The 26,104-nt window shown below is 66.5% G+C and carries 23 protein-coding genes; 10 read left to right on the top strand and 13 right to left on the bottom strand.

Going from position 1 to position 26,104, the window contains the following annotated elements; all coding sequences use genetic code 11:
• Positions 1–2: 2 nt before the first annotated feature.
• Positions 3–884, top strand: a complete 882-nt coding sequence (nadC, locus tag FA85_RS15995) for a carboxylating nicotinate-nucleotide diphosphorylase (protein WP_036114988.1) — start codon at positions 3–5, stop codon at positions 882–884.
• Positions 885–1,001: 117 nt separating this feature from the next.
• Positions 1,002–1,397, top strand: a complete 396-nt coding sequence (locus FA85_RS15990) for a DUF3301 domain-containing protein (RefSeq protein WP_036114991.1) — start codon at positions 1,002–1,004, stop codon at positions 1,395–1,397.
• Between the two features lie 86 nt (positions 1,398–1,483).
• On the opposite strand, the gene FA85_RS15985 is transcribed toward FA85_RS15990, so the two are convergent.
• The 5 genes from FA85_RS15985 to petA are packed head-to-tail and all read right to left on the bottom strand — an operon-like array spanning position 1,484 to position 5,268.
• The gene (locus FA85_RS15985) at positions 1,484–1,912 is read right to left on the bottom strand and encodes a ClpXP protease specificity-enhancing factor (protein ID WP_079520840.1); all 429 of its coding nucleotides are present in this window, start codon (positions 1,910–1,912) and stop codon (positions 1,484–1,486) included.
• Between the two features lie 57 nt (positions 1,913–1,969).
• Positions 1,970–2,614, bottom strand: a complete 645-nt coding sequence (locus FA85_RS15980; RefSeq protein WP_036114998.1) for a glutathione S-transferase N-terminal domain-containing protein — start codon at positions 2,612–2,614, stop codon at positions 1,970–1,972.
• A gap of 17 nt (positions 2,615–2,631) precedes the next feature.
• Positions 2,632–3,387 (bottom strand): cytochrome c1, encoded by a 756-nt coding sequence (locus tag FA85_RS15975; RefSeq protein ID WP_176167731.1) that lies wholly within the window; start codon positions 3,385–3,387, stop codon positions 2,632–2,634.
• Entirely contained in the window at positions 3,380–4,669 is a 1,290-nt protein-coding gene (locus FA85_RS15970; RefSeq protein ID WP_036115002.1) for a cytochrome b, read from the bottom strand. Before FA85_RS15970 ends, FA85_RS15975 begins: the two co-directional genes overlap by 8 nt.
• On the bottom strand, positions 4,669–5,268 hold the full coding sequence (gene petA, locus FA85_RS15965; protein WP_036115004.1) for a ubiquinol-cytochrome c reductase iron-sulfur subunit: 600 nt from the start codon (positions 5,266–5,268) through the stop codon (positions 4,669–4,671). Before petA ends, FA85_RS15970 begins: the two co-directional genes overlap by 1 nt.
• A 217-nt stretch (positions 5,269–5,485) precedes the next feature.
• Here petA and FA85_RS15960 point away from each other — a divergent pair, with 217 nt between their 5' ends.
• Positions 5,486–6,685, top strand: a complete 1,200-nt coding sequence (locus tag FA85_RS15960; protein ID WP_036115008.1) for a S1C family serine protease — start codon at positions 5,486–5,488, stop codon at positions 6,683–6,685.
• 10 nt (positions 6,686–6,695) lie between these two features.
• Here FA85_RS15960 and FA85_RS15955 read toward each other — a convergent pair whose 3' ends face one another.
• The gene (locus FA85_RS15955; RefSeq protein ID WP_051943874.1) at positions 6,696–7,841 is read right to left on the bottom strand and encodes a lytic transglycosylase domain-containing protein; all 1,146 of its coding nucleotides are present in this window, start codon (positions 7,839–7,841) and stop codon (positions 6,696–6,698) included.
• Positions 7,842–8,000: 159 nt separating this feature from the next.
• Here FA85_RS15955 and miaB point away from each other — a divergent pair, with 159 nt between their 5' ends.
• The 7 genes from miaB to tssA all read left to right on the top strand — a co-directional run bounded on the left by miaB (position 8,001) and on the right by tssA (position 15,490).
• Positions 8,001–9,347: a tRNA (N6-isopentenyl adenosine(37)-C2)-methylthiotransferase MiaB gene (gene miaB / locus FA85_RS15950; RefSeq protein ID WP_036115011.1), complete on the top strand. Its 1,347-nt coding sequence runs from the start codon at positions 8,001–8,003 to the stop codon at positions 9,345–9,347.
• A complete protein-coding gene (locus tag FA85_RS15945; protein WP_036115013.1) occupies positions 9,344–10,327 on the top strand; it encodes a PhoH family protein in 984 nt (327 codons plus the stop codon). The genes miaB and FA85_RS15945 overlap by 4 nt, the downstream gene beginning before the upstream one ends.
• Positions 10,324–10,788 (top strand): rRNA maturation RNase YbeY, encoded by a 465-nt coding sequence (gene ybeY / locus FA85_RS15940; protein ID WP_036115015.1) that lies wholly within the window; start codon positions 10,324–10,326, stop codon positions 10,786–10,788. The genes FA85_RS15945 and ybeY overlap by 4 nt, the downstream gene beginning before the upstream one ends.
• A 76-nt stretch (positions 10,789–10,864) precedes the next feature.
• Entirely contained in the window at positions 10,865–11,716 is an 852-nt protein-coding gene (locus tag FA85_RS15935) for a CorC family transporter (RefSeq protein ID WP_036115017.1), read from the top strand.
• 69 nt (positions 11,717–11,785) lie between these two features.
• Positions 11,786–12,994 (top strand): lipoprotein N-acyltransferase Lnb domain-containing protein, encoded by a 1,209-nt coding sequence (locus FA85_RS15930; protein ID WP_036115021.1) that lies wholly within the window; start codon positions 11,786–11,788, stop codon positions 12,992–12,994.
• Positions 12,995–13,485: 491 nt separating this feature from the next.
• Positions 13,486–14,469, top strand: a complete 984-nt coding sequence (locus FA85_RS15925) for a LysR family transcriptional regulator (protein WP_081907554.1) — start codon at positions 13,486–13,488, stop codon at positions 14,467–14,469.
• Entirely contained in the window at positions 14,453–15,490 is a 1,038-nt protein-coding gene (gene tssA, locus FA85_RS15920; protein WP_051943878.1) for a type VI secretion system protein TssA, read from the top strand. Before FA85_RS15925 ends, tssA begins: the two co-directional genes overlap by 17 nt.
• 17 nt (positions 15,491–15,507) lie before the next feature.
• Here tssA and FA85_RS15915 read toward each other — a convergent pair whose 3' ends face one another.
• Genes FA85_RS15915 through tssK form a run of 7 tightly spaced genes read right to left on the bottom strand, consistent with a single transcriptional unit; the run spans position 15,508 to position 26,102 of the window.
• Positions 15,508–15,831, bottom strand: a complete 324-nt coding sequence (locus FA85_RS15915; protein ID WP_036115023.1) for a hypothetical protein — start codon at positions 15,829–15,831, stop codon at positions 15,508–15,510.
• Complete coding sequence (locus FA85_RS15910) at positions 15,828–18,596, bottom strand: bifunctional serine/threonine-protein kinase/formylglycine-generating enzyme family protein (RefSeq protein ID WP_036115026.1); 2,769 nt, start codon at positions 18,594–18,596, stop codon at positions 15,828–15,830. Before FA85_RS15910 ends, FA85_RS15915 begins: the two co-directional genes overlap by 4 nt.
• Positions 18,593–19,324 (bottom strand): PP2C family protein-serine/threonine phosphatase, encoded by a 732-nt coding sequence (locus FA85_RS15905; RefSeq protein ID WP_036115027.1) that lies wholly within the window; start codon positions 19,322–19,324, stop codon positions 18,593–18,595. Before FA85_RS15905 ends, FA85_RS15910 begins: the two co-directional genes overlap by 4 nt.
• Positions 19,321–19,905, bottom strand: a complete 585-nt coding sequence (gene tagF, locus FA85_RS15900; RefSeq protein WP_051943880.1) for a type VI secretion system-associated protein TagF — start codon at positions 19,903–19,905, stop codon at positions 19,321–19,323. Before tagF ends, FA85_RS15905 begins: the two co-directional genes overlap by 4 nt.
• Positions 19,902–23,453: a type VI secretion system membrane subunit TssM gene (gene tssM, locus FA85_RS15895; RefSeq protein WP_051943882.1), complete on the bottom strand. Its 3,552-nt coding sequence runs from the start codon at positions 23,451–23,453 to the stop codon at positions 19,902–19,904. The genes tagF and tssM overlap by 4 nt, the downstream gene beginning before the upstream one ends.
• Entirely contained in the window at positions 23,450–24,757 is a 1,308-nt protein-coding gene (gene icmH, locus FA85_RS15890; protein WP_036115029.1) for a type IVB secretion system protein IcmH/DotU, read from the bottom strand. Before icmH ends, tssM begins: the two co-directional genes overlap by 4 nt.
• Before the next feature lie 4 nt (positions 24,758–24,761).
• Positions 24,762–26,102: a type VI secretion system baseplate subunit TssK gene (gene tssK, locus FA85_RS15885; RefSeq protein WP_036115031.1), complete on the bottom strand. Its 1,341-nt coding sequence runs from the start codon at positions 26,100–26,102 to the stop codon at positions 24,762–24,764.
• Positions 26,103–26,104: the final 2 nt, after the last annotated feature.

The following is a 26,104-nucleotide window of genomic DNA, read 5'->3' as shown; positions in this document are numbered from 1 at the left end:
CGATGACCTCCACCGCTTCGCCATCGCTGACCGACGCACTGCCGCCGGCGGCCGACATCCTTGCCGATATCGATCGCGCCTTCGCCGAAGACATCGGCCCCGGCGACGCCACGGCCGACCTGCTCGATCCCAAGGCCACCGCCACAGCCGTCCTGACCTGTCGCGAGAATGCCGTGATCTGCGGCACCGCCTGGTTCGACGCCGCGTTCCGCAAGCTCGACCCGGATGTGCGCATCGAGTGGCTGGCCCACGACGGCGATCGCGTGACCGCCGGCTCGCCCATCTGCCGTCTCGCCGGGCAGGCACGTGCCCTGGTCACCGCCGAGCGGACGGCGCTCAACTTCCTGCAGCTGCTCTCGTCGACGGCGACGGTGACCTCGCGCTATGTCGACGCGCTGGCCGGCACGCCAACTCGTATCCTCGACACCCGCAAGACGCTGCCGGGCCTGCGTCGCGCGCAGAAGTACGCCGTTCGCTGTGGCGGCGGTACCAATCACCGCATCGGCCTGTTCGACGCGATGATGCTCAAGGAAAACCACATCATCGCGGCGGGCGGCATCCGGCCGGCGGTCAACGCGGCGCGCCTCATTCACCCCACGCTGCCGCTGATCGTCGAGGTGGAGACCATGGACGAGCTGGCGGAAGCCATCGCGGCGGGTGCCGATCGCGCGCTGCTCGACAACTTCACTCCGGCAATGCTGACCGAGGCCGTGGCGTATACCGCCGGGCGGATTCCCCTCGAGGTGTCGGGTAACGTGGAGCTGGACACGATTCACGCGATCGCGCGGACCGGCGTGGATTTCATCTCCAGCGGCGCGTTGACCAAGCATGTGCGGGCGATCGATCTGTCGCTGCGGCTGGATGTGAAGCATCCGGGGGATTGAGTTGGCTTTTCGCGCGCAGGGCGCGCTCCTGCGACGGAGCGCCCTGTCGTGCGCTCCTGCGGCAAGCTTCCAGCTCAGGGACTTGTAGACACGCGGAATCGGCCACACACTGACGCCATGGCATCTTTCAGCGATCTTTTCTGGCTTCTCGTCCTCGCAGGCGGTATCGCGAGCTGGTACCGACTGACGCGAGCCAGGGAAGTCGCCGTACGCGCCGCGACGGGGCTATGCAAACGCTACGGCCTGCAGCTGCTCGATCAGTCGGTCGGGCTGCGCGGCGTGCGGCTCCAGGGGGTCGATGGCGTCCGCCGCCTCGAGCGCTGCTACGGCTTTGAAGTAAGCATCGACGGCCAGTCGCGGCAGATGGCGCGTCTCTGGATGGCGGGGAACGAGATCGCCAGCTATTCGCTGCCGGGAACCGATTCGCCCGAGCTGGAGACCGTGGTGGCTACCGATTCGATCGTGCATGGGGCGAACGTGATTTCGCTGGCGGATCGGCGGCGGTTGCACTGAGGGATACGGAATCGCCAGCAGGGCTGGCTCCTACCGGAGCTGGCCTGTCGCCCGGCACAAAAAACCCGCCTCCCGGCGGGTTTCTTTTATTTGACGACCCGAAGGTGCGGCGCGCCGCGCTTGGGCCGGTCATCGTCGCCACCGGTGGGCGGTGGGGCGTCGGTGTCGTCGACCGCTTCGATCGCCGTGGCCGGCGCGGTGTCGTTCTCGTCGACCGGGAACATCATGCCCTGGCCGTTCTCCTGCGCGTAAAGCGCCAATACGGCCTGCACGGGGATGACGATCTGCTGGCTGACGCCTGAAAAACGGGCCTGGAAGCCGATCCGGTCGTTGCCCAGATCCAGATTGGCCACCGCGCGCATGGCGAGGTTCAGCACCACCTGGCCGTTCTTCACGACGTGGGCGGGCACTTTGACGCCCGGCTGCCCGGCGTCGACGAGGACGTACGGGGTCAGACCGTTGTCGCTGATCCAGTCGTAGATGGCACGCAGCAGGTAAGGCCGATTGGAGGTCATGCCTGCGGTTTCATTGGTATCCATGACGACAGTTTAAGGGATACGCGGCGAAAGACGCTAACCGGGCAGGAAATTGAAGTCCGGGCGCATGTCGCGCTCTTCCGGGGTGAGACTGCGGGCGAATCCCTGGCTATGGAACAGACGCTCGCCGTAGTCCACGATGGCCTTGCCTTCCTTGCCCAGCTCCACACCCAGGTGCGGCAGGCGCCAGACCACGGGGGCGACGAGGCAGTCGATGAGGCTCATTTCCGGATTGAGGAAGAACCGCGAGGCACGGAACAGCGGTTCCGACAGCAACAGATGCTCGCGCAATCGCTTGCGCGCGCCCTCCGCCGCCTTACCGCCCTCCCCGATCGTCTCGATCTCGGGCAGCCAGTCGTTCTCGATCCGCCACGTGGCCAGGCGCAGACGCGCCCGGGACAAGGGGTCGATCGGCATCAGCGGCGGGTGCGGATAGCGTTCGTCGAGGTATTCGACCACGACAAGCGTGTCGTAAAGGGTCAGGTCCCGGTCGACGAGGGTCGGCAGCGTGCCGTAGGGGTTGAGATCGAGCAGGTCGGGCGTGGGCTCGTCCGCCTTGAGGATGATCCGGTCATAGGCCACCCCCTTCGCGGCCAGGACCAGGCGCGTCCGGTGACAATGGATGTCGTCGGCGCTGGTGTACAGAGTCAGCGCCGCACGCGAACGAGCATTCTGGACCATGCATCGACCTCCCTAACTTAATGTTCTTCGTGAACGTCTTTCCAGTACTCGTGCTTCACCAGGTACAGGAGAAACGTGAGGCCAGCCAGGAAGAGGATCACCCACACACCGACCGACTGGCGCTCGAGTGCGGCGGGCTCGGCCGTGTACTCGAGGAAGGTAGCGAGATCGCGCGTGGCGCCCCTGAATTCGTCCGGCGTCATGCGACCCGGACGTTGCAGCTCGAGCTTCTCGACCGTGGCTTCCTGCCCCGGCTTCGCTTCACCGTGCACCGCCACCTGAAGGCCCTGCAATTCCCACAGGGGATTGGGCATGGAGGCATTCGGGAACACCGTGTTGTTCCAGCCCACCGGCCGGCTCGGGTCGAGGTAAAACGCGTTGAGGTAGTTGAAGATGAAGTCCACGCCCTTGGCGCGCGCCTCGAGCGAGAGATCCGGCGGCTCCTTGCCGAACCAGGCCTTGGCGCCGTCGGCAGGCATGTGCGAAAGCACCGGTTCGCCGAACTTCGCACCGGTGAAGTTGAGGTTGGACATCACCTCGTCTTCGGACAGGCCGAGGTCGGTCGCCAGGCGCGAGTAGCGCACGTACTTCAGCGAGTGGCAGCCCACGCAGTAGTTGAAGAAGAGCCTGGCACCGCGCTGCAGCGCGGCCCTGTCGTTGACGTTGGTGCCGGCGGACGGCAGGTCCTCGCCACCTTCGGCGGCAAGGACGGGCAGCGTGGCGACAAACAGACCCAGAGCAAGAGCGACTGAGAAAACATAGCGCTTAATCATGCATCGTCACCCGTTCCGGAACCGGCTTGGTCTTCTCGAAACCGAAGCGCGTGTAGACCCATACGAAGAGGAAGAAGCCGAAGTAACCCAGCGCCATCAGGCGACCGAAGGCGTTCTCCCACGTGGTGACGTCGGCATGCGGGAACCAGGCGGGAATCAGCTCCGCCGTGACGCCCGCACCTACCGCGCCCAGCGACAGGAAGGACACCACGAGCACGCCCAGGGCGATGCGGAAACCGAGGCCGCGGTAGCGCACGGAGCGCACCGCTCCCTTATCGATCCACGGCAGCAGCGCCAGCAGCAGGATCGAGCCGAACATGCCGATGACGCCCCAGATCGCCGTGCCGAAGAACGACGGAATCATGCGGAGGATCGCGTAGAACGGCGTGAAGTACCACGACGGTTTGATGTGGCTCGGCGTCACCAGGTTGTTGGCTGGCGTGAAGTTGTCATGCTCCAGGAACCAGCCACCGAAGGTCGGCGCGAAGAAGATGATGAACGCCGCGATGGTGAGGAAGAAGCCGACGCCGAAGAGGTCTTTCACCGTGTAATACGGATGGAACGGCACGGCATCCTTCGGCTTGTCGGCGTCCCAGCGATTGCCCTTCGGGCCATGCTTGACGTCGACGCCGTCCGGGTTGTTCGAACCCACCTCGTGCAGCGCGGCGAGGTGCAGCACCACCAGCAGCAGGAGCACCAGCGGCAGCGCGATGACGTGCAGCGCGAAGAAGCGATTCAACGTGGCGTCGGCGGGCAGGAAATCGCCCATGATCCATTCCACCAGCGACGAGCCGATATAAGGAATGGTGCCGAACAGCGAGATGATGACCTTCGCGCCCCAGAACGACATGTTGCCCCACGGCAGCACGTAGCCCATGAAGGCCTCGGCCATCAGCACGAGGAAGATCAGCATGCCCAGGATCCACACCAGCTCGCGGGGTCGCTTGAACGAGCCGTACATGATCCCGCGGAACATGTGCAGGAACACCACCACGAAGAACAGCGACGCACCCGTAGAGTGCATGTAGCGGATGAGCCAGCCCCACTCCACGTCACGCATGATGTACTCGACCGAGTTGAACGCTTCGAGCGCACTCGTCTTGTAGTTCATGGTGAGGAAGATGCCGGTCACTATCTGGTTGACCAGGACCAGCATGGCGAGCGAACCGAAGTAGTACCAGAGATTGAAGTTCTTCGGCGCGTAGTACTCGGTCATGTGCTTGCGGAACGTCGGCGCCAGGTTCGGCGCGCGTTCGTTGACCCAATCGAAAAGGCTGGCCATCAGCTTTTGCCCTCCGGGTCGACACCGATCTGGATGTGCGAGTCATCCACGAAGTGATAAGGGGGCACCGGGAGGTTCTTCGGGGCGGGGACGCCGGCGAAGACGCGGCCCGACAAGTCATAGCGTGACTTATGGCAGGGGCAGTAGAAGCCGCCCTTCCAGTTCGCGTCGAACGGCTCGGGCTTGATGTCGGGCACGAAGTCCGGCACGCAGCCCAGGTGGGTGCACAGGCCGATGACGACCAGCCACTCGGGCTTGATGGAACGGTTCTCGTTGGTCGCGTACTTCGGCTGTTGGGCCGAATCGGACGACTGCGGGTCCAGCAGACGGGGCTCGAGGCCCTTCAGCTGGGCCAGCTGGTCCTTGCTGCGATTGACGACGAAGACCGGAAGGCTGCGCCAGGCGAAGGTGACCTTCTGCCCCGCCTCGATGGCACTGATGTCGACCGTAACAGGCGCTCCTGCTGCCTTTGCCCTTGCGCTTGGTTCCCACGACTTAATGAAGGGCACGATCGCCGCGACTACCCCGACTCCGCCAACGACCGCGGTCGTTGTGGTGAGGAAGCGACGGCGGCCGTGATCGACGAATTCGTTCGCCATCAGGCTCTCCGGAACTTATGCCATTGAGAATGCGGACCCCTATCGCCGGCTCGTATCGGAAATCGGCTTCCGCTAAATCGAGTCAGTGTAACGGCAGCACCAGCCACGTACAATAAACTGAACCTTCCCCTGTCCCCCATGACGGATGGGGCTGCCAAGTGCCCGCCAGGATGCGGAAAATTCGGCAAAACCGGACGACAGGACCCCTCGCTACTCCATGAACCACGCCGCTCGTACGCTTGCCTTCGTCGCCCGTTTCGTCGTGCTCGGCCTTGCCGTCGCCTTCGTCATCGGCCTGTTCTGGCCAGGCAGCGGCGCTTTTCTTCGTGAGCGTTTCACGCCGCCGGTCACCGAACACGAGCCTGCCGCGGTCGAGCCGGCCGCTCCCGGGGCGGGCACGGGTCCCGTGTCGTATGCCGATGCCGTGGCCAAGGCCGCGCCGTCGGTCGTCAACATCTATGCGAACAAGCTGGTGACCGAGCAGCCGCGCGAGCTCTACTCCGATCCCGTGTTGCAGCGCATCTTCAGCGTGCCCACCGGCCCGGCGCGTACGCGGCGTCAGCAGAACCTCGGCTCGGGCGTCATCGTCAGGGAAGATGGCTACGTCCTGACCAACAACCACGTGATCGCCAACGCCGACGACATCCAGCTGCTGCTCTACGACGGCCGGGTGGCCAAGGCCCGGGTCGTGGGCTCGGACGATGAGACGGACCTCGCGGTACTCAAGGTGGACGCGGGCAACCTGCCGGCGATCCACATGACCGACGCCGAGAGCCGTCCCCGGGTCGGCGACGTGGTGCTGGCCATCGGCAACCCCTTCGGCATCGGCCAGACGGTGACCATGGGCATCGTCAGTGCCATCGGTCGCCAGCTCAATCTGTCCAGCCTGGAAAACTTCATCCAGACCGACGCCGCGATCAACTTCGGCAACTCGGGCGGCGCGCTCGTCAATGCGCACGGCGAGCTCGTCGGCATCAATACGTCGCTGATCGGTCAGGCGGTCGGCGCCGAAGGCATCGGTTTCGCCATCCCCGTGCAGAGCGCACGCGAGGTATTGGACCAGATCATACAGACCGGCCACGTCGTGCGTGGCTGGATCGGTGCCGACTACGGCGCCGTCCCGGTTTCCGCCGACAGCGGCCTGCCTTCGGCGGCGCGCGGTGTCGTGGTCAACGACGTGTCCCCGGGCGGCCCCGCCGCCCTCGCGGGCATCCAGCAACGCGACGTGCTGCTGCGCATCGGCGATGAGGACATCCTCGACCCGTCGGATCTGCGCCGGCACGAGGCCTCGCTGAAGCCGGGCGATCCGGTGCAGGTCTCCGGGCTGCGCAACGGTGCGGCGTTCAACACGACCGTAACGCTGGCGCAGCGGCCGCCCACGGCACCGATGCAGGCGCTCCAGGGCGCCACCAGGTAGGAGCGCGCTGCTACATTCGGTTGTCGGCCAGGGGGACGCCGGTGCTGGGGCGGCTCTTCAACATATCGCCGTAGCGCTTGCGCAGCACGCCGACGCGCTCGACATAGACCTGCGTTTCGTCATAAGGCGGCACGCCGTTGTACTTCTGCACCGCACCGGGTCCGGCGTTGTACGCCGCCGCGGCGAGGCGCTCGTTGCCGTTGAAGGTCTTCAGCAACAGCGCGAGATAACGCGCCCCGCCGCGAATATTCTGATTGGCGTCGAAGGCATCCAGCACGCCCATGTCGCGCGCGGTACCCGGAATCAGCTGCATCAGCCCCTGCGCGCCGGCCACGGACAGCGCGCGCGGGTTGAACGCGCTCTCGGCGTGAATGACCGCGCGCAGCAGTGCCTCGTCCACGCTGAACTCGCTGCTCGCCGAGCGGATCGCGTCGCCGTACGCGACCAGATTCAGACCGACGTTGTTCCAGTCGACCTTCGAATGCACGTCGCAGGCGGCGCAGGTGGCGATATAAGTAAAGAGCATCTTGATGCTCGATCCCTGACCGCCGCCGCCCGGCGGAATATTGGTGTACTCGACGCCGCCGTCCGCCCGGGTGATCCGGTAGACCGCGCCACGCAAGACCCGCGAGCCCTGAGGTGCGGCAGGCGCAACCGCCGCCGTTAAATCGGTACTCGCCGACTCCTTATAGTCCCACTGCCCTTTCGGCGCGGTCACGGGAGGCAGGGCCAGCGGTTCGCGCTCGGTACCATCCGCTCCGCCGACCACGCCACCGGTCACGCCGGCCAGCGAAGGCACGGCGGCGGCGGGCGCCAGTACCACGGAGCCGATCACGCCTTTAAGCGACGGGGGGCCGGCGACCGGTTCGAAGACGGCCTTCTGCGGCGCGTTGGGCAAAGCGATGGGCCGCGCCGGACGCGAGGAGCCCGTGCTGCCGATGCGCTTGCAGTCCTTGTAGCCCGTGGTGCCGCCGGAGAAAACCGTCTCTCCCGTACTACCGATGCAACGGTAGAGCGCACCCGCCGACGCCGGCCCGGCCAGCAGTCCCAGCAGCAGGACGCAGGCGCCCGCGACCCTTCGCAGGGCCGTCCGGGAGGTCAGGAAACGGCGGGCGTGATGGCCGGCGCTTTCCCCTGGCGTCGCGTCGTCAACCATGGGCGCGAGTTTGCCCGAGCACCCCAGCGCTGCCAAGGGCCGCAAACGTGACGTTCTTCACGCAAGTCATTGATCCACGGCGGCCAACTGGCAACGGACCCGGGGGCAGAGTAAACTGCGCGGTTCGGAAACTCCCCACGAAACACGGTAACCCGGCCCATGAGCGGCAAGCTTTTCATCAAGACCCACGGCTGCCAGATGAACGAGTACGACTCGGCCAAGATGGCCGACGTGCTGGCGGCGTCCCATGGCCTGGAACTCACGCAGAACGAGGACGAGGCCGACGTCATCCTCGTCAACACGTGTTCCATCCGCGAAAAGGCGCAGGAGAAGGTCTTCAGCCAGCTCGGTCGCTGGAAGGCGCACAAGGCCAACGGCAAGCCCGTACTGATCGGAGTCGGCGGCTGCGTCGCCTCGCAGGAAGGCGACGCCATCCTCAAGCGCGCGCCGCACGTCGACCTCGTCTTCGGCCCGCAGACCCTGCACCGCCTGCCGCAGATGATCGAAGCCCAGCGCGCCACCGGCAAGTCGCAGGTCGACATCAGCTTCCCGGAAATCGAGAAGTTCGACCGCATGCCGGAACCCCGCGCCGAGGGCCCGACGGCCTTCGTCTCGATCATGGAAGGCTGCTCGAAGTACTGCTCGTATTGCGTGGTGCCTTACACGCGCGGCGAAGAGATCAGCCGGCCGTTCGACGATGTGATCGTCGAGGTGGCCCAGCTCGCCGAACAGGGCGTACGCGAGGTCAACCTGCTCGGCCAGAACGTCAACGCGTATCGTGGCCCGATGCACGACGGCGACGTCGCCGACCTGTCGGTGCTGATCCACGCCATCGCGCAGATCGACGGTATCGGCCGCATTCGTTTCACGACATCGCATCCGCTGGAGTTCTCGGACTCGCTGATCGAGGCCTACGCCAACGTGCCGCAGCTGGCCAACTATCTGCACCTTCCGGTGCAGGCGGGCTCGGACCGCATCCTTGCGGCCATGAAGCGCGGCTACACGGCGCTGGAATTCAAGCAGCGCATCCGCAAGCTGCGCGCGGTGCGACCGGATATCTGCGTGTCGTCGGACTTCATCGTCGGCTTCCCCGGCGAGACGGACGACGACTTCGAGAAGACGATGAAGCTGATCGACGATATCGGCTTCGACCAGAGCTTCTCGTTCGTCTTCTCGTCGCGACCCGGTACGCCGGCGGCAAACCTCGCCGACGAGACTCCGGCCGAGGTGAAGCACGCGCGTCTGAGCCGGCTGCAGGCGGCGATCAACGAGAACGCGCGCAAGATCAACGAGGCCATGGTAGGCACCGTGCAGCGGGTACTGGTCGAGAAGCCCAGCCGCCGCGATCCCAACGAACTCAGCGGACGGACGGAAAACATGCGCTATGTGAACTTCCCGGGACATCCGCGGATGATCGGCCAGTTCGTGGACGTCACGATCACCGAGGCGATGAGCAACTCGCTGCGTGGTCGGGTGCTGCTGGCGGACGAGGTTGCGGTCGCATGAATCCTGGTCTTTCGCAACGCGATTTTACCCTCGATCCCGAAGACAACACCCGCCTGGCGAACCTGTGTGGCCCGCTGGATGAACACGTGCGCCAGATCGAACTGCGCCTGGGCGTCGAGGTGGATCATCGCGGCGCTATCTTCCGTGTCATCGGTGACGAAGGCTCGGCCCGCGCGGGCGAGAAAGTCATCCGCGCGCTGTACGCCGCGACGGAAACCGAAGTGCTCAACGGTGCCGCGATCAATCTGCATCTGGCCGAATCGGGCATCGACGCGATCAACGACGAGTCGGCGGAGTCTTCGCAGGAAGTCGTCATCAAGGTCAAGCGCGGCGTCATCAAAGGCCGTGGCGCCAACCAGGCGCGCTACCTGCACGCCATCACCACGCACGACATCAACTTCGGCGTAGGTCCGGCCGGTACCGGCAAGACCTATCTGGCCGTGGCCAGCGCCATCGAGGCACTGGAAGCCAACCGCGTACAGCGCGTGCTGCTGGTGCGCCCCGCGGTCGAGGCCGGCGAAAAGCTCGGCTTTCTGCCCGGCGACCTCAGCCAGAAGATCGATCCCTACCTGCGCCCTCTGTATGACGCGCTGTACGAGATGGTCGGCTTCGAGAAGGTCGGCAAGCTGATCGAGCGCAACGTGATCGAGATCGCGCCGCTGGCGTATATGCGTGGCCGCACGCTCAACGATTCCTACGTCATCCTCGACGAAGCGCAGAACACCACCGTCGAACAGATGAAGATGTTCCTGACCCGTATCGGCTTCGGCTCGGTCGCGGTGATCACGGGCGACGTCTCCCAGGTCGACCTGCCCCGCCACATCCGCTCGGGTCTTCGTCACGCGGTCGAAGTGCTGCGCGGCGTGGACGGCATCAGCTTCACTTTCTTCACCTCGCGCGACGTGGTCCGCCATCCGCTGGTGGCCAAGATCGTCCGTGCTTACGAGGCGTTCGAAGACAAGCAGGACGCCGCGAAGTGAGTCAGCTGGACGTGGCCGTCGGGTATGCCACCGCGCGCAAGGGTGTGCCGGCGCCGGCCAGCTTCCGTCGCTGGGTCGAGGCGGCGTTGAAGGGCGCGCGCCGTCGCAAGGGCACCGAGCTGTCGATCCGCATCGTCGATGCGGAGGAAGGCCAGTCACTGAACCTGCAGTTCCGCGGTAAGGACTACGCCACCAACGTGCTGTCGTTCCCGGCCGAACTGCCGCCCGGGGTCGACCTGCCGCTGATCGGCGATCTGGTCATCTGCGCGCCCGTGGTGACGCGCGAGGCCGCCGAGCAGGGAAAGAAGGCGGCGGATCACTGGGCGCACCTGACGGTGCACGGGACGCTGCATCTGCTGGGGTACGACCACATCGACGACGCCGAGGCCGAGACGATGGAAGCGCTGGAGACCCGCGTGCTGGCGGGTCTGGGAATTGCGGACCCCTACGAGACCGTGTAGGGACACGCCCTGAATCGTCACAGGAATTCCGTTAGACTGACCGTTCCGCTCATTTTGGGCAGAAACGCAAAGAGTGATGAACGAGGAACCTGGTAGTACCCATGGCCCGACTCACCGATCCTGGTGGGACCGTCTGGGCCATATGTTTTCCGGCGAGCCACGCAACCGCGACGAACTGATCGAGGAACTGCGTACCGCCCAGGCCAACGGCCTGCTTTCCAACGACACCCTGACCATGGTCGAGGGTGCCATCAAGGTGACCGAGCTCAGCGTCGACGATGTCATGGTGCCCCGCGCCCAGATCGTCAGCCTCGCCGCCGATGCCTCCCTCCCCGAGATCCTTTCCGCCGTCGTCGAGTCCGGGCACTCCCGCTTCCCCGTCCACGGTGAAGACAAGGACGAAGTGCTGGGCATCCTGCTGGCGAAAGACCTGCTGAAATACTACGGGCAGAGCGAAGGCGGCGATGTGCGCGCGCTGCTCCGTCCGGCCGTGCTCATTCCCGAATCGATGCGCCTGAACGTGCTCCTGGCGGAATTTCGCCTGACGCGCAATCACATGGCGCTCGTGGTGGACGAATACGGCGGCGTCGCCGGCCTGATCACGATCGAGGACGTTCTCGAGCAGATCGTCGGCGAGATCGACGACGAGCACGACGACGAGGAAGATCCGGTCCTGGTCCAGGCACTGGAAGAAGGCGGCTTCGCGGTGAGCGCCCTCACCCCCATCGCCGACTTCAACGAGATAGCGGGTGCACGGTTCTCCGATGAGGAGTTCGATACCATCGGCGGCATGATCACCTCGGAGTTCGGCCACCTCCCGGCGGCCGGCGAAGAAATCGCCATGGGCGATTTCCTCTTCCGGGTTACCGAAGCCGACGACCGTCGCGTCCAGCAGTTCCACGTCGCGCACGCCAACGGCGGCGCATGACGTCACCGCCGGCCGTATGGCCGGCGGCCCCTGACAGCCATGCCTGCGGGCAAGGATCCAAGCCCGACCATGCGCCACGCCCTGCTCTTCCTGCTCGCCCTCTGTGTCGTTCCCATGGCCCGCGCCGGCATCGTCGATGCACCGGCCTCGGACCTCGATATCTCCCTGATGACCTACGGGCCGGGCGACATCTACTGGGAACGGTTCGGGCACGACGCACTGGAGATCCGTGACCGCGTCAGCGGCGAAGCGATCGCGTTCAACTACGGCGTCTTCGACTTCGATCAGAAGGGCTTCATCCTCAACTTCGCGCGCGGCATCATGGCCTACCGCATGGATGCCGAGACCACGCAGTCCGATGTGGAGTTCTACGCGGGCGAAGGGCGCTATGTGCACCGCCAGCACCTGAGCCTGGATATCGCACAGAAAGACGCACTGCGCCGTTTCATGCTGTGGAACATCCGCCCGGAGAACGCGGGCTATCACTACGACTACTACACGGACAACTGCACGACACGCGTGCGCGACGCACTCGACACGGCACTCGGCGGCGCGCTTGGCCGCCAGCTGGGCTCCTGGGGCGGCGCCATGACCTACCGCGAGCACACCGCCCGACTGATGAGTAACCAGACCTGGCTGATGCTCGGCATGGATCTTGGCCTCGGGCCTTACGCCGACCAGCCGATGACAGCATGGAAGGAAGCCTTCCTGCCCATGGTGCTCGAAGCCGAGCTGCGTCGCGTACGTATCGGTGATGGCGCGAGCGAACGCCCCCTTGTCGACGGCGAGGAAATCCTCGCGAAGAGCCGGCTGCTGCCTCCGCCATTCGAGGCCCCGGACCTCCGCTGGCCCCTGCTGATCGCAGGGCTGCTCCTCGCGATTCCGCTGGCGCTGCCCGCGTTCACGCGGCATCGCGAGGCCCGGTTTACGTTCGTGATTGCCGGCACATTGTTCAGCGTCTTCTCTGGCCTCGCCGGTCTGTTCATGATCGGACTGTGGGCCTTCACACTGCACCGCTCGGCCTGGGGCAATTTCAATCTGCTTGCCTACCAGCCGCTGGCGTTTCTACTGATACCCGGCATCTGGCGCCTGCGTCGCGCCGGTCGCCCGATGGGGCGTTTCAGCACACGCATCGCAGCAATCTCGTTCGCCGCCTGCATCATCGGCCTGCTGCTGCATCTGTGGCCTGATTTCCCGCAGCGCAACATGCCGTGGCTGCTTTTCGCACTGCCCTGCTGGGCCGCATTGTTCGCCACATTCGGCCGTCGCCACGACTGACCCTCCCTCTTTCGGGTAATTGACGCCACCGCGTCAAAGCACGCAAATAGACGGCTAATTCCAGACGAAGCCCAGGGCATGAACGCACCCTGACGAGGCTTCGCCGCACGCGGTTGTGCGACGCAGGTCACGGACATCCCCCTCCCTGACTCTGACGGCCGTCGGTCACCGATTTCGTGCATGGCGAAAACGCGAAGTCCATCGCAAGAACGCGTTCCGCACGAAACGGACGGCTGCGTATGGTCGGTCATGACTGTCAGGATGTCACACTTGCCCGTCACGCTCGGGCCAGGTTTACGCAACTGCGGGTGGACGATGTCATGACCTATGTATCCACGTATAAACCCCGGCACGGAAGGAATTTGCGTTAGCGATGACGCGACTCACGTCGCGCATCGAATTGACTGACAAATAGCCGCAGCGCAACCCGAGGGTGCGTTTGCTTTCCCGCCACCTGCGCGCTTCCCCGACGCGTTTGACCAGCGGTATTCATGAATCTCAAACCGAGCGACCTGCCCCTACTCGTCTCTCTCGACATGCTGCTGGAGGAACGTAACGTCACCCGCGCGGCGTCGAAGCTTCACGTGAGCCAGCCTGCGCTTTCCGCGCAACTGGCGAGGCTTCGCCGCCTGTTCAACGACCCACTGCTCGTTCCGTCCGAAACGGGTCGCGGCATGGTGCCCACGCCCAAAGCCGAAGAAATGGCTGCGCCGCTGCGCGACGCGCTTTCACAACTCGGCACGCTGGCCGACCCGGGCGGTGTCTTCGATCCCGTGCGGGATGCGGCCACGTTTCGTATCGCCGGCTCGACCAGCGCCGTGGGGACCTTCGCGCTTCCCCTCATTCAGTCCTTTCAGGAAAAAGGCAACCGTGCCCTCAAGGTGGCGTTCCGCGCGGGATACGAAGACCAGGACGTGCTCGGCCTGTTCGAAAGCGGCGAGATCGACATCCTGCTCGTTCCGAACGAGGACGTACCCAGCTCGCTGAAAATGCGCCAGCTGATGGCCGACGAGTTCGTCATGGTGCAGCGTGCGGGGCACCCGCGTGGCACGCACCGTCTCTCCGTCGAGGAATACTGCTCGCTAAGCCACATGGTGGTTTCCTCCTCGGGCCGCCTCGAAGGTCTGCTGGACCAGCACCTGAAGCAACGGGGCCTGACGCGCGACGTCCTGGTCTCCGCATCCAACGGCGAAAGCATCGGCCCCATGCTCAATGCGACCGATCTCGTCTGCACGGTGCCGCAGAGCATGTTCGATTCGCTCGGCGCGGGTATCGAAGCTTACGCATTGCCTTTCGACATCCCCGACACCGCGCTGGCGATGGCCTGGCACAGCCGGCTCGACAAGCAACCGGCCCACCGATGGCTACGCGAGGAACTCACGCGCATCAGCCGTGGACTGCATCCCACGCGGCATACGGGCGGCCAGATCTATCCCTTCCCTCCACTGGAGCATCTCCGTGACGGATACCACTGATCACCTGCTGGAACCGCTGGACGCCGAAGCGCCATGCGGCCCCAATCTCGAATACGACGCCGCCTTCCTCACGCTGGAAAGCCTGGCGGCACCCCGGCCGGAGCGCGCGATCGGCGATACCGTGAAGCAGGCCGAGGAACCCGACTGGCGCGACGTCGCGCGACAGGCCGAACAGGTCGCCGGGCGTACGCACGATCTGCGGGTCGCCGTTCACCTGGGCAACGCACGGCTGAAGACCGCCGGTGTCGTAGCCTGGGCGGCGAGCATCGGCCTCATCGCCGGGTTGCTTCAGCGCTACTGGGACGACGTGCACCCGCGCCTCGACGGCGACGATCCGACCGAGCGGATCAATGCGCTCGCGTCGCTCTCGGCGGTGGATGGCACCGCTGGCTATCTGCGCGGTACCCCACTCCTGCGCGCCGAACGCATCGGAGCATTCTCCCTGCGCGACCTGCGTCTGCTCAACGGAACGCTGAAGCCGGGCGACGCACCGACGGCGGACGACGGGGCGGTCTCGCAGGAGATCGTCGACGCCGTCGTGCAGCACGTCGACATCGCGGAACTGCTGGCGACGGACGCTGCGATTGCTGAGGCCGTCTCACAGGTACAGGCGATCGGACACGTGTTCGAGATGCGCACGCCAGGTGCCGGCCCCGACCTCGACACGCTCGAACGCGACCTGCGTGAGTTGCATCTGTTCCTGCGTGCACAGGTCGCGTCGCGTGCACCGGAAGCCCTTGCCAGCCAGGACGCGGAGGCCGCGGGAGAAGGCGACGCCATCCGTCCGGAGACGGAGCATGTCGCCGCACGCGGTCCCGTGCGCAACACCGACGACGTACTACGGATGCTCGAAGAGATCTGCGCGTGGTATGCGCGGCACGAGCCGTCGAGTCCCGTACCGCCTTTACTCCGCCGCGCCAGTCGCCTGGTGGGACTGAGTTTCGCGGAATTGCTGCGGACGCTCGCGCCGGGTGGCCTGTCCGAATTCCAGTCGCTGGCGGGGGACGACGAAAACCCGTGACGTGTGTGGATCCGGCGTCAGAATGGCGGAAACAGCAGCAGCCAGACGACCGCTCCAGCACCCACGACCCCCGCGCCCACCCACCAGGCGATGCCGCGCAGACTTCGCCGCGAGCGCACCATCGCGCGGCGCGTCGGCATGTCGCGAACGGCGCGGATGCTCAGGGACGTCGCCGCGGCGGGGCGGCGCAACGTATGCGATGCCGTGCCCTCCTGCCGCAACGTCGCATTGAGCAGCGCACGGCGCCGACGACGATACTCAGGCGTATCGATACGCGCCGCACTGTGGGCGTCGTTGAGGTCGCTCAGCTCGCGATTGACGCTCCGCTCCCATGCCGTCATTTGATGTCCCTCACCAGCCGGAAGCCGACATCCCGTTCCGGCGAGCCGTTGCTCGGGCGCACGCTGGCGACGGAACAGACCGCCGGACCGCTTCGGAAACTGCCACCATGCACCACCAGCGCGTCGCCGCGGGTCACCCATTCCCAGACACTACCGGTCATATCGATCAGTCCCCATGGATTGACGATGCCCTTGCTGGTCAGTTCGTCGCTGCGCATCAGCCGTCCCAGGCCCGATGACGAAGCGCCGCAGTTGGATTCCTTCGCATCCCAGTTCTCGCCCGCCCGCGCGGCCAGCAGCCACTCGTCTTCGCTAGGCAGGCGATACACGTGCCCGCTGACCTGCGACAGCCACGCCGCATAGCGGCGGGCGAAGGCCGCGTCGATCGAGCGCGCGGGATCGGTCAGCGGGTTGTCCTTCTTGATCGCGCACGTCCGCGTGGCACGGCAGAACTGGTCGAGATCGGCGATGTGTACCTCGGTACGCATCATCGCGAACGGCTTGCGGCCACGAGGTACGACGACCATGGCCGGGCCGTGGGCGCCAGCGGAAAACGTGTCGAAACATTCGCGCCCGCTGCCTGCCAGCCCGCGCAGTGCGCATGGATCGGCGACCGGCGCCACCGTCCGCAGTTTCTTCACCACATTGGCCAGCGAGCCGTCCGGAAGCGCTTTCGACGCGGCCATGGCCGCTTCCAGATCCTTAAGGCCTTCCGGATCCTCCTTGCCCATCGCTTCGACCCGCTTACGCAATCCGTCCTGATCGGCCGCCGTGACGGTCGGCGCTCTGGCAGCCGTCATCACCGCGAGCGCCAGCTGGTAGCGATTGTTCGCGGCGGCCAGGTCGGCGCGCCCCGGAAGCTGGGTAACGCCCGCGGCGATACGATCGGCCGCTTCTTTCCAATGCCCGGCGGCGCAGGCGGCACGGGCCGCCCCCAGATAGGCGTGCGCCAGCAGATCGGCGGCTTCGTCGTTCACGCTTCCCGTGCCGTCCTGCGTCGCGCGGAGCTGGCGAAAGCTGTCGCTGGCCTTGTCGAGATCCCCTGCCGCGGAAGCGCGTCGCAGCGACTCCAGCCTCGACGCCTGCTCGGCGGCGCGGATATCAGGCGACGTGGGCGGTGGCGCAGCGGTCGACGCCGGTGCGACCGCGGCGAGTTTCAGTTTCAGCTCCGGGCTGGAAAGCAAGGGGCTCGCGGGATCGATGGCGCGGATCCTGGTCAGGATGGCCGGTACCGCGTCGTCGCCGCTGCCGGTAAGCCGATTGGCCAGCATGGCCTGGCTCAGTGATGTATCCAGTCGATTGAGCGCGTCGTCGCGTTCGTGCGCCACCTCTTCGCGGCGACGGTCCAGACGCGGTGCGAAGGTCTTCAGTTCACCGCGCAGACGGAACGCTTCCTGGGCCCCCGCGTAGTCGTAGCGGCCATGCGCGGGATCCCAGTCGTTCGCCACCAGCCGGACGAGGAAACCGTCGATGGCGTCCGCGCCATCGACCACGACGCGACGACGCTCGTCGCCATCGAGCGCCGCCAGGGCGACGCGCGCGTCGTCTTCGTTGCGGAAACCGTCCGCCTGACCGGGGCCGAAACGCCGCAATGTGTCGACGACATGCTGCTGGTGGATCCGCATCGCGCCATACCAGGCGAAGCCCACCGCGACCACCGTGAGCAACACCGCCCCGGCGAGCCACGGCGTCGCACGTTCGCGCCAGCGCCGCTTGCGCAGGCCGGCCAGAAGGTCGCCGATGTCGCGCGTGCGCTTATCCGCCGTAAACGCCAGCCCGTCACAGAGCGCCTTGTACTGGCGCTTGTCCAGTCCCGGTACCGCGGGCGGACGACGCCCCGCGTTCATGGCTTCTTCCGCGCTTTCCTTGTCGAAAGGGTGGCGCCCGGTGAGCAGTTCGACCACGACACAGGCGAACGCATACACATCGTCGCCGGGGGTCGGCGACCTACCCTGGAGCATCTCCAGGCTGGCGTATGCGGGGGTCATCGCACCCAGCGTGCCAGCATCGAAAACGGTGCGGTCGTCGGCCGCTTCGAGGCCGATCTGACCCGCGCGCGCGATGCCGAAGTCGAACACCTTGGCAACGCCGGATGGCGTGATCATCACGTTACCCGGCTTGAAATCCGAATGCACGATACCCGCCGCGTGCGCGCGGGACAGCGCTTCGCCCATACCGTCGATCAGGGGCCACGCCTGATCGAACGGCATACCGTCACGCGCGCGCGAGCGGATGACCGTGCGCAGGTCGTCGCCCTCGACGTACTCCATCGTCATGAAGACGTTACTGCCGTCCTTGTCGAAGTCGTACACACGGACGATGTGGTCGTTGCCCAGATGCTGCGCACGGCGCGACTCGCGTTGCAAGGCGATCAGTGCGTCCGGATGCTTGCGGAATTCGTCGTTGAGCACCTTGATCGCGACATACGGATCGCGGTCGCGTGCTTCGACCTTGCGCTCATCGCGCGCCAGGTACACCACGCCCATCCCGCCACGCCCGAGTTCGCGCTCCATGAGGAAACGACCCTTGAGCAGGCTGCCGACGGCGATGCGCTCGCCTTCGGCCATGCCGGACATGCGGCGCCAGGTATCGCCGGTGCCCTGCGATGCGGATGCCGTCGTAGCCGCGGACGATGCCGCGCCGTCACCGGCCTGGGCATGCAGCGGCTTGAACACCGTCGCATCATCGTCGTCGTCCGCGCGGGTCGGTGCCGACGGCGACAGCGGCAGCACGCGAGTTTCGTCGTCGCCAGGAGGCTGCGTCATGGGTGCGACTCCTCGTAATCGTCCAGTCGTATCGCCACGGCGGATACATTGTCCCTGCCGGCGCGATTCAATGCCGTACCGACCAGCGCATCGATCAGGCCGGCCGGGTCGGAATGACGCCGGCAGTGCACCTCGATCTCCGCATCGGTCAGCTCCTTGTTGATGCCGTCCGAACACAGCACGAAACACGTGCCCGGACGGCGCGGATGGACCACCCAGTCCACAAACAGGTGATCTTCCGCGCCGACCGCGCGCGTCAGTGCACCGGCGTTTTTCTGCGCCGTCTGGGCGCCGAAACGTGTCTCGTCGGCGCGGTCGCCGTGCACGTGGTCGTGGGTCACCTGCCACAGACGTCCATCTTCAAACGCGTACGCCCGGCTGTCGCCTACCCAGCCGACCACCACCAGATCGCGCGTATGTACGAGCACCACCACCGTCGAGGCGACGGCGTCCACGCGCCTGTCGCTGGCGAGCGCGCGCAGACGCTGATTGATGCGCAGCAGTTCGTCTTCGACCGCGTCCATCGTGTCGGTCACGTCGTGCGCGAGAGGCAACGCGCGCAGCCGCTCGGTGATCAGCGAACTGGCGACGTCGCCGGCGCTGTGGCCGCCGAGTCCATCGGCGACGGCCCAGAGGCCACGTTCTTCGGCGACGAGGATCGCGTCCTCGTTGTGACGACGCACATGGCCGGTCTCCGTCCGGCCGGCGGATACATAGGGCATGCTCACGCGAAAGGCTCCAGGCGGTCGACGCCGAGCAGGCGCAGGTAATCGGGAACACCGGGAAGACCCGACATGGCGATGCCGTCACCGGGAACATCGTCCCGCCACCAGAGACTTCGCGCGTGGTCGGGCATGCGGGGCAGATCGTGCTGGCCCGCGACCGGCTCGGGAAGCATGGCGACCACCGCGTCGAAGATCGACACGCTGACCGCATCACGCGAGCGCTCCATCGCGGCGTCGAGCGCGTGGAACCACGCGGGACGAGGCGGCCGCGGCCATCCGTTCTGTCCGCGCGGCACGGGGGCGCCGAGCATCAGCGGGAACGGCCGGTCGACGCGGTCGTGCGAAGACGCGATGACACCGGCCCACGCCAGCGGCCCGCATACGTGTGCGGCCAGAACGAATCGCCAGGATGGCGCCGCGCCGAAGCGGTCCTTCCAGCCCTCGCCCAGCGCCTCGGCGATACCGGCCAGTGCCGCCTGCATCGCGGTATCCCAGCGATCCACGAAGCCGACCGGCAGACGGCGCTGCACGAAATCTCCCGCGCAGGGCAGCTTGCCGTGGAAACCTACGAGTACCCGCGTCATGTCGGACACCGGAAGCGGCGCACGCTGGTGTCGCCGAACGGATTGCGCAAGCTGGACGCCTCGATGTCGACATTGGCCCGCACGCTGCCGAAGCCGAAGCTGGCACCGAAGCGGGTCTCCGTACGCCGCTGGAGCGACGCGGCATCGAGTGCGTGGAACCAGCCCCACTCGCCGGGGTACTCGAGGACCGGCAGCGGATTGCCGGCGGTGTCCCAGGCGCTGACGCGCGTGCTTCCCGGCGTCGGTCCCGGCCAGCGCATCGCGACCGGCGCGCTGTCCTCGCCCGCCTTGTACTCGAACTTCTGGCCGTCGATCTCCACCAGCAGGCGACCGATACCGGCCGGCGGCGTTGTGATCGACAGCGTGAAGCCGACCTGTGGCGCGGGGCCGTCGCGGAAATACGCCTGCCGGATCGCGTCGGCGAGCTGCGCCTGCGCCAGCACGGCGCCGCCGGAGCGGGCACCATCCGCGTCGCGGAACGTCCATGTGCTGCCACTGCTGTCGACCGCGCGCGCGAGCGTCTGCTTGAAGAAGGTGTCGAAGCGCCCCCCGTTACCGAACAGCTCGGCAAAGTTCTGCACCGGGATGTCGGATCGGCTCTCTGCCGCGAACGGATAGCGCCCCTGCACGAAGCGTGAGCAATCCCCGCCCGCCGCCTGACGGAACCCATCGGCGAGCGCGCCGTCGGCGCCTTTGCTCACCAGGCTCTGGCTCGAACCGACGAGACTGCCCAGCCACGTCGAGAGCGGCGGAGGCAACTGACCGGCCTCCTGCCGCGCCACCGCCAGAGCGGGGTCGGGTTGTCCGAAGGTGTCCACGCCCGGCCGCAGCGTCAGCAACGTCTTGCTCATCTGGTCCAGCACACCGAGCACGCGATCCACCGGCATGCTGCCGGGCGTGCCATCGGTCAACTGATTGAGCGTGGCGAAATGATCGGAAATGGTCGCGTCGGGACGTTGAACGGTCGCACGCTCGGCCGGTGCGCTGCCTTCGGCGATCACGCGCGCAATCTCGCTGCGACTCTTCACCCGGTCGACCACCCGGCGTTCGGCCACCGTCGCCACCTTGCCGCCGCCGTCCGGTGCGGCCTGGCGCAGCAGATCGCTGGTATTGTCGCGGACCAGCATCAGCAAGGCCTTCAGCGGCGACCCCGGCCCGGCCAGGCGTGCCGCCACACCACTGGCTTCCTGTACGTTGGTCACCGGCTGCAACTGCAGGTCGCCGATGAGTTTGTCCCACGCACGGATGTAGTCGGCGACGTATAGCGTCTGCACCTGAGCGACGAGCGAGGCACGACGCAGGGGATCCGCCGTCGTCGCACCGAACACCCAGTCATCCTTCACGAAACGATCCACCGCTTTGGCGATCCCGCCCTGCGTGCCCAGCGCGGCACTGCCGCCCTCCTGCACGAGGTTGGCGAACACGGGGCGCGTGTAGAGCGCCGGCAGCGGCCTGGCCAGGGGCGCACCGCTACGGCGACGAAATACATTGCCAAGCAGCCCGAGTGTGCGATCCAGGCGTACCGGCATGTCCTGACGCGTCTCACTGTCGAGCTTCAGACCGCCGTAGATCAGCGTCGCCAGGTCCGCCGCGCGCAACGAGGCACGCGCCGCTTCCACCAGCGCGACGTCGACAGGCAAGCTGCGCAGCCCGTCGTGCCCGTCGAACAGCAGACGGAAGTGTCCTTCGAGCGCATCCGCCAGCCCGTCCTCATCCGGGAATACCTCACGCCAGCGCTCGCGTGCCAGCAACGACAGCGCTTCGCCACCGCGGTGCTCCGGCTGGCCCAGCATGAGGTAGCCCTTCAGCACGTAATAGAGTCGCTGCGGATCGCCCGCCGCATCGCGCAGGCCGTCACGGAACTGCAGCGCCAGCCCCGGTACGACGCTCGCATTGATCTCGCGCACGTGCGCGGCACGCACTTCATCGAACAACGCGTCGCCCTGGAACAGGCCGAAGCGCATCGACCACTGTCGTTCCGTGCGTACCTGCGCCGCCACCTGTTCGGTGCGGCCAAGTGGATCGAGCCGCTGCAACGCCTGCGCATCGTACTGACGCAACGACGACGGCACCGGCACGCGCGAGTCGTCCGGATAATCACGTAAGGCCTCGTCGACACGGGCGATAAAATCCGCGTTGCGCGCGGCGCTCGTGAACATGCCGATCAGCAAGCCGGCCGTCAGCACGGCAATCGCCGCGATGGCGCCGGCTTCTGCCAGGCGGCGACGGCGCAGCCGCTGCGGGTCCGACCCCGCGAAACCCGCCTCGGGAAGAATCACGTCGTTGAGCAGTCGTTCGACGAAGAAGGTACGCCGTGGCGAACGCGTGGTGCCCTGGACCGACGAACGGATACCGAACGAATGACCGACCACCGAAAGCACACGATCGATCGGCGTGCCCTCCTGGGTGCCGGAAGTCAGGTACATGCCACGTAGCACGGGTGCACGCCCGTAGGCATGACTGCTGAAGATGGCGGCGGCCAGCGGCACCGCCAGTTCGCGCAGGTGACGCAACTGCTGCGGGAAGGAAAGTATCCTCGCGCGACGGCGCACGTCACGTTCGGCGTGCATGCGTTCGATGGTCCCCGCATCGATGCGCTCCAGCAGCGCATCGAACTCGCCGCCGAGCAGCGACGAGGCACCGCCGTCGAGGCTGCGCTCCGGCGTGAACGTCACACCCCAGACCTGTGCGCGTCCCGCGGCGTCGAGCGTGTCGACCGCTTCGAGGAAGCCGGCGACCAGATCGACCTTGGTGAAGACCAGATAGACCGGCAAGGTCACCCCCAGCCAGGTGCCCAGTTCGTCCAGACGCTCGCGCAGCGTGTCGGCGAGACGTTGCCGCCCCGCCACGTCCATCGTCAGCAGTTCGGTGACACTGACCGTGAGCAGTACGCCGTTGACCGGGCGACGACGACGGTACCGGCTCAGCAGACGCAGGAAATCGTGCCATGCCGGTGCATCCACGCCGGGATCGGAATCCTGTGTGGTGTAGCGGCCGGCGGTGTCGAGGAACACCGCCTGATCGGTGAACCACCAGTCGCACTGGCGTGTACCGCCGACGCCGGCCAGGGACTGCTTGCCCGCCGTGCTGGCCAGGGGAAAGTCGAGCCCGGAATGCTCGAGCAAGGTGCTCTTGCCGGAGCCCGGCGCACCGATCACGACGTACCAGGGCAGGTCTTCCAGCTTGCCGCCACCCTCGCGGCGCTTGCGCAGCACGGCGAGCGCGTCGAGGAAGCGCGCACGCAGACTGTCCCGCTCCGCCTGGATGCGGGCGTCGACGTCCTTGCGTCGCGCGTCGTCTTCGCCGGCCAGCGCATCGCCCATGCGCCGGTCGCGACGCCGCGCCAGCCATTGGCGCAGCAACACCACTCCGATCCACACCGCCGCCACCACGACGATCGCGATGACGCGTGCGGCCACGCTGGCGAACGGCTGGCGATCGCCGATTCCCAGATAGGGTCCGCCGAAGGCGATCAACAGCGCGCAGAGCAGGATGCCGATCGCCGTGCGCAGCCACACGTGACGGAACATGTCGTTGAAACGTTTCATCCGGCCTCCGGAACGAACAGAATCTCGACCCGGCGATTGCGCGCGCGGTTGGCCGGCAGGTTCGCCGGCGTGGCGATCGGTTGCGAGGCGCCCGCCCCACTGGCCTCCACGCGTCGCGGATCGTCCAGCTGCTTCGTCAGCAGTGCGCTGACGTTGCGTGCGCGTGCCGCGGAGAGTTCGAAGTTGTCCTTGAATCGCAGCGAGCGGATGGGCTGATCGTCGGTGTGCCCCACGACGATGATCCGGCCATGCACCTGGTTCAGCGCCCTGGCGACGCGCTCCAGCATCGCCGCGTGCGTGGGCGCCACATCGGCGCCTCCCGAGGGGAACATTTCCGAAGCAGCCAGGCGGATCGTTGCCTGGCCGTCCGGTTTCTCGTCGACGGAAAGCGCACCACTGCGCGCGTCGTCGGCCAGCAACTGACGCAGGCTCACCGCCTGCGGCTTCGGTGGCGCGGCCGCCACGGGCAACGGCACACCACGCAGGCCGATCGCGGCGAGCTTCGCGCTGACCGGCTCGGTACGTCCGTTGAGCCGTGCATGCAGGTAGATCCACGTCCCGCAAAGCAGACACACCGCCACCAGCGCGGCCATCCAGATGGGGATGCCACGCCGTGGCTTCAGTGGACGATCGACACCTTCCCAGCGCGGCGACAGCGCGACGGGCGTCGCCGCGCGGTAGGCCATGATCCGCCGGTAGACGTCTTCGCGGCGATCGGCGAGGCGCGCCACACCGCCGGGCTCGACGAGGTACTTGCCGCCGAAACCCAGGGCCAGGCACAGATACATCAGCTCCACCAGATCGGCATGCCGGACCATGTCCTGGCACAGCCGGTCGAGGATGGCGAAGAACTTCTCGCCGCCGTAGGTCTCACCGTGAAAGGTCACGAGCAAGGTCTGCCGGCTCCAGCCGGTCTGCTCCCCCCAGGGCGAATCGAGCACCGCCTCGTCGATCATCGTGCACAGCACATAGCGCGCGGCGACCGAGGTCTGCGCGTCGGCACCGGCGCGTGTGGCGATCTCTTCGAAGCGCCGGATATAGGCGATGGCGCGATCCCTCAGCAGGCCGGGATCGGGCGCTTCCGCGCTGTTGCGCAGCTGCGCGGCCAGCAGCAGTAACGGATTGGCGGCGCGAACGAGCGGATTTCCGCCCGCCGACGGCAGGTCCTGCACGCTGCGCGCGAGGTCACGCTCCGGTTCGCGCTCGCGTACCGGCGGGTGGGCGGGCACGTCCTGGCGCGCGGCACTGGGCCGTACCACGGTGGCGTCCGCATCGCGTTTCGCGTTGCTCTCGTCGTAGTTCATCGGCTCAGGTCCTCACGGCCCACAACTCGAGCTCCAGCCCCTCGAAGCCGTTGCCGAAATGCAGGGCCACGCCGCCGGAGGTACGCAGCGTCTTCCACATCGGCGAGGCCGTATCCAGTTCGAAATACTGGTAGCCCGCGTGATACGGAATCTGCCGCGGTGCCACGGCGAGCGACGCCACCGATACGCCGGGCAACTGCAGGTTGACCAGGTCGCGAATCTTTTCGACCGGCCCGATCTTCGACTGCGTGGGCAGACGCCGGCGCATGTCCGCAGCGGCGATATCGGCCTTCGCCGCCAGCACGAACGAGGCGCCATCGAGCAGTGTCGTGTCCGCCACCGTCCCCACCCACACGCCGTATTTGCGCTGTTGCAGCGGGACGGGTACGGCCGTCTGCTCGAGCACCGCGCTGAGGCTCAGTCGCAACGCGGCGATCACGGGCTCGAAGCTCTCGCGCAGGCGGTCGTGACGGTACGGAGGAAACGTCACGCTGCGTTTGCCCGGCGTGGTGAACGTAGCCAGTTCACCCGCCATGCCGAGCAGGAGGCGGTACAGATCCTCCGGGTGCAGAAGTGGCGCCTCGGCGAGATGCGCCAGCTGCGGCTGGTAGCGGTTGACCACCTGCAGCATGAGGAAGTCCGTGAGTTCCGCCGTGCTCGCACGGTCCGCACCGCCGACACGCCCGGCGAGCGCTTCGCCACGCTGGTGAAGCAGACCGAGCAGCTCGGTCAGGAACAGGGTCAGACGCTCCGAGGCGCGGCACGCGAGCGCGCTGGGCATGAAGCCGTCGTCGAGCACCACGCGCCGGTCGGCGCGACATTCGACCAGATGCGCCAGCGGCAGCTCGACCAGACCTTCGCGCGCCTGCGCGGTAGCGATCACCCGCGTACTGAGGCCACCGACTTCGAGCACCACCGTCCCCGTCGTGCTGCCCGAGGCATCGACCACCTCGGCCTCACGCACGGCGAAACGGGCAAGCTGGCCCGGCGCCTGCGTATCGGGCCACAGGCTTTCGGCCTGCGCGGGCGAACGCAGCGGCAAGGTCAGGTAGATCACCTGGTCACGCCAGTTGGCGTCGATCTCCAGCGGCGGCGGCAACGGATCGCGATCGGGCATCGAGAACGGCGTGCCGTCCGGGAACACGCCGCGTGCGCGACGAATGCCGAGCTTGCCGATCGCGAGCAGGTCGCGCTCGAGTTCCAGTTCGTCGAACCCCCAGGGGTACGAACGCAGGGTGGCGGCCCGCAACTCCACGTAGCGTTCGGTGTAGCGATCCTGCTGTTGCATGTGCTGCGGGCGAAGGAACAGACCTTCGCTCCACACCACCTTGTTGAATGCGGTCATCG

The sequence above is a fragment of the Luteibacter mycovicinus genome (genome assembly GCF_000745235.1).
GTDB classification, from domain to species: domain Bacteria; phylum Pseudomonadota; class Gammaproteobacteria; order Xanthomonadales; family Rhodanobacteraceae; genus Luteibacter; species Luteibacter mycovicinus.
This window is presented reverse-complemented; position numbering and strand designations above follow the sequence as displayed.

What these genes read in the sequence shown, in the direction of transcription:
- FA85_RS15930 (WP_036115021.1), top strand. Translation starts at nt 11,786, where the DNA reads ATGCGCCACGCCCTGCTCTTCCTGCTCGCCCTCTGTGTCGTTCCCATG.
- FA85_RS15990 (WP_036114991.1), top strand. Translation starts at nt 1,002, where the DNA reads ATGGCATCTTTCAGCGATCTTTTCTGGCTTCTCGTCCTCGCAGGCGGT.
- FA85_RS15915 (WP_036115023.1), bottom strand. Translation starts at nt 15,831, where the DNA reads ATGACGGCATGGGAGCGGAGCGTCAATCGCGAGCTGAGCGACCTCAAC.
- FA85_RS15980 (WP_036114998.1), bottom strand. Translation starts at nt 2,614, where the DNA reads ATGGTCCAGAATGCTCGTTCGCGTGCGGCGCTGACTCTGTACACCAGC.
- FA85_RS15945 (WP_036115013.1), top strand. Translation starts at nt 9,344, where the DNA reads ATGAATCCTGGTCTTTCGCAACGCGATTTTACCCTCGATCCCGAAGAC.
- FA85_RS15955 (WP_051943874.1), bottom strand. Translation starts at nt 7,841, where the DNA reads ATGGTTGACGACGCGACGCCAGGGGAAAGCGCCGGCCATCACGCCCGC.
- miaB (WP_036115011.1), top strand. Translation starts at nt 8,001, where the DNA reads ATGAGCGGCAAGCTTTTCATCAAGACCCACGGCTGCCAGATGAACGAG.
- FA85_RS15910 (WP_036115026.1), bottom strand. Translation starts at nt 18,596, where the DNA reads ATGACGCAGCCTCCTGGCGACGACGAAACTCGCGTGCTGCCGCTGTCG.
- nadC (WP_036114988.1), top strand. Translation starts at nt 3, where the DNA reads ATGACCTCCACCGCTTCGCCATCGCTGACCGACGCACTGCCGCCGGCG.
- FA85_RS15970 (WP_036115002.1), bottom strand. Translation starts at nt 4,669, where the DNA reads ATGGCCAGCCTTTTCGATTGGGTCAACGAACGCGCGCCGAACCTGGCG.
- FA85_RS15985 (WP_079520840.1), bottom strand. Translation starts at nt 1,912, where the DNA reads ATGACCTCCAATCGGCCTTACCTGCTGCGTGCCATCTACGACTGGATC.
- tssM (WP_051943882.1), bottom strand. Translation starts at nt 23,453, where the DNA reads ATGAAACGTTTCAACGACATGTTCCGTCACGTGTGGCTGCGCACGGCG.
- tssK (WP_036115031.1), bottom strand. Translation starts at nt 26,102, where the DNA reads ATGACCGCATTCAACAAGGTGGTGTGGAGCGAAGGTCTGTTCCTTCGC.
- FA85_RS15935 (WP_036115017.1), top strand. Translation starts at nt 10,865, where the DNA reads ATGAACGAGGAACCTGGTAGTACCCATGGCCCGACTCACCGATCCTGG.
- FA85_RS15975 (WP_176167731.1), bottom strand. Translation starts at nt 3,387, where the DNA reads ATGATTAAGCGCTATGTTTTCTCAGTCGCTCTTGCTCTGGGTCTGTTT.
- tagF (WP_051943880.1), bottom strand. Translation starts at nt 19,905, where the DNA reads ATGACGCGGGTACTCGTAGGTTTCCACGGCAAGCTGCCCTGCGCGGGA.
- FA85_RS15925 (WP_081907554.1), top strand. Translation starts at nt 13,486, where the DNA reads ATGAATCTCAAACCGAGCGACCTGCCCCTACTCGTCTCTCTCGACATG.
- petA (WP_036115004.1), bottom strand. Translation starts at nt 5,268, where the DNA reads ATGGCGAACGAATTCGTCGATCACGGCCGCCGTCGCTTCCTCACCACA.
- FA85_RS15960 (WP_036115008.1), top strand. Translation starts at nt 5,486, where the DNA reads ATGAACCACGCCGCTCGTACGCTTGCCTTCGTCGCCCGTTTCGTCGTG.
- icmH (WP_036115029.1), bottom strand. Translation starts at nt 24,757, where the DNA reads ATGAACTACGACGAGAGCAACGCGAAACGCGATGCGGACGCCACCGTG.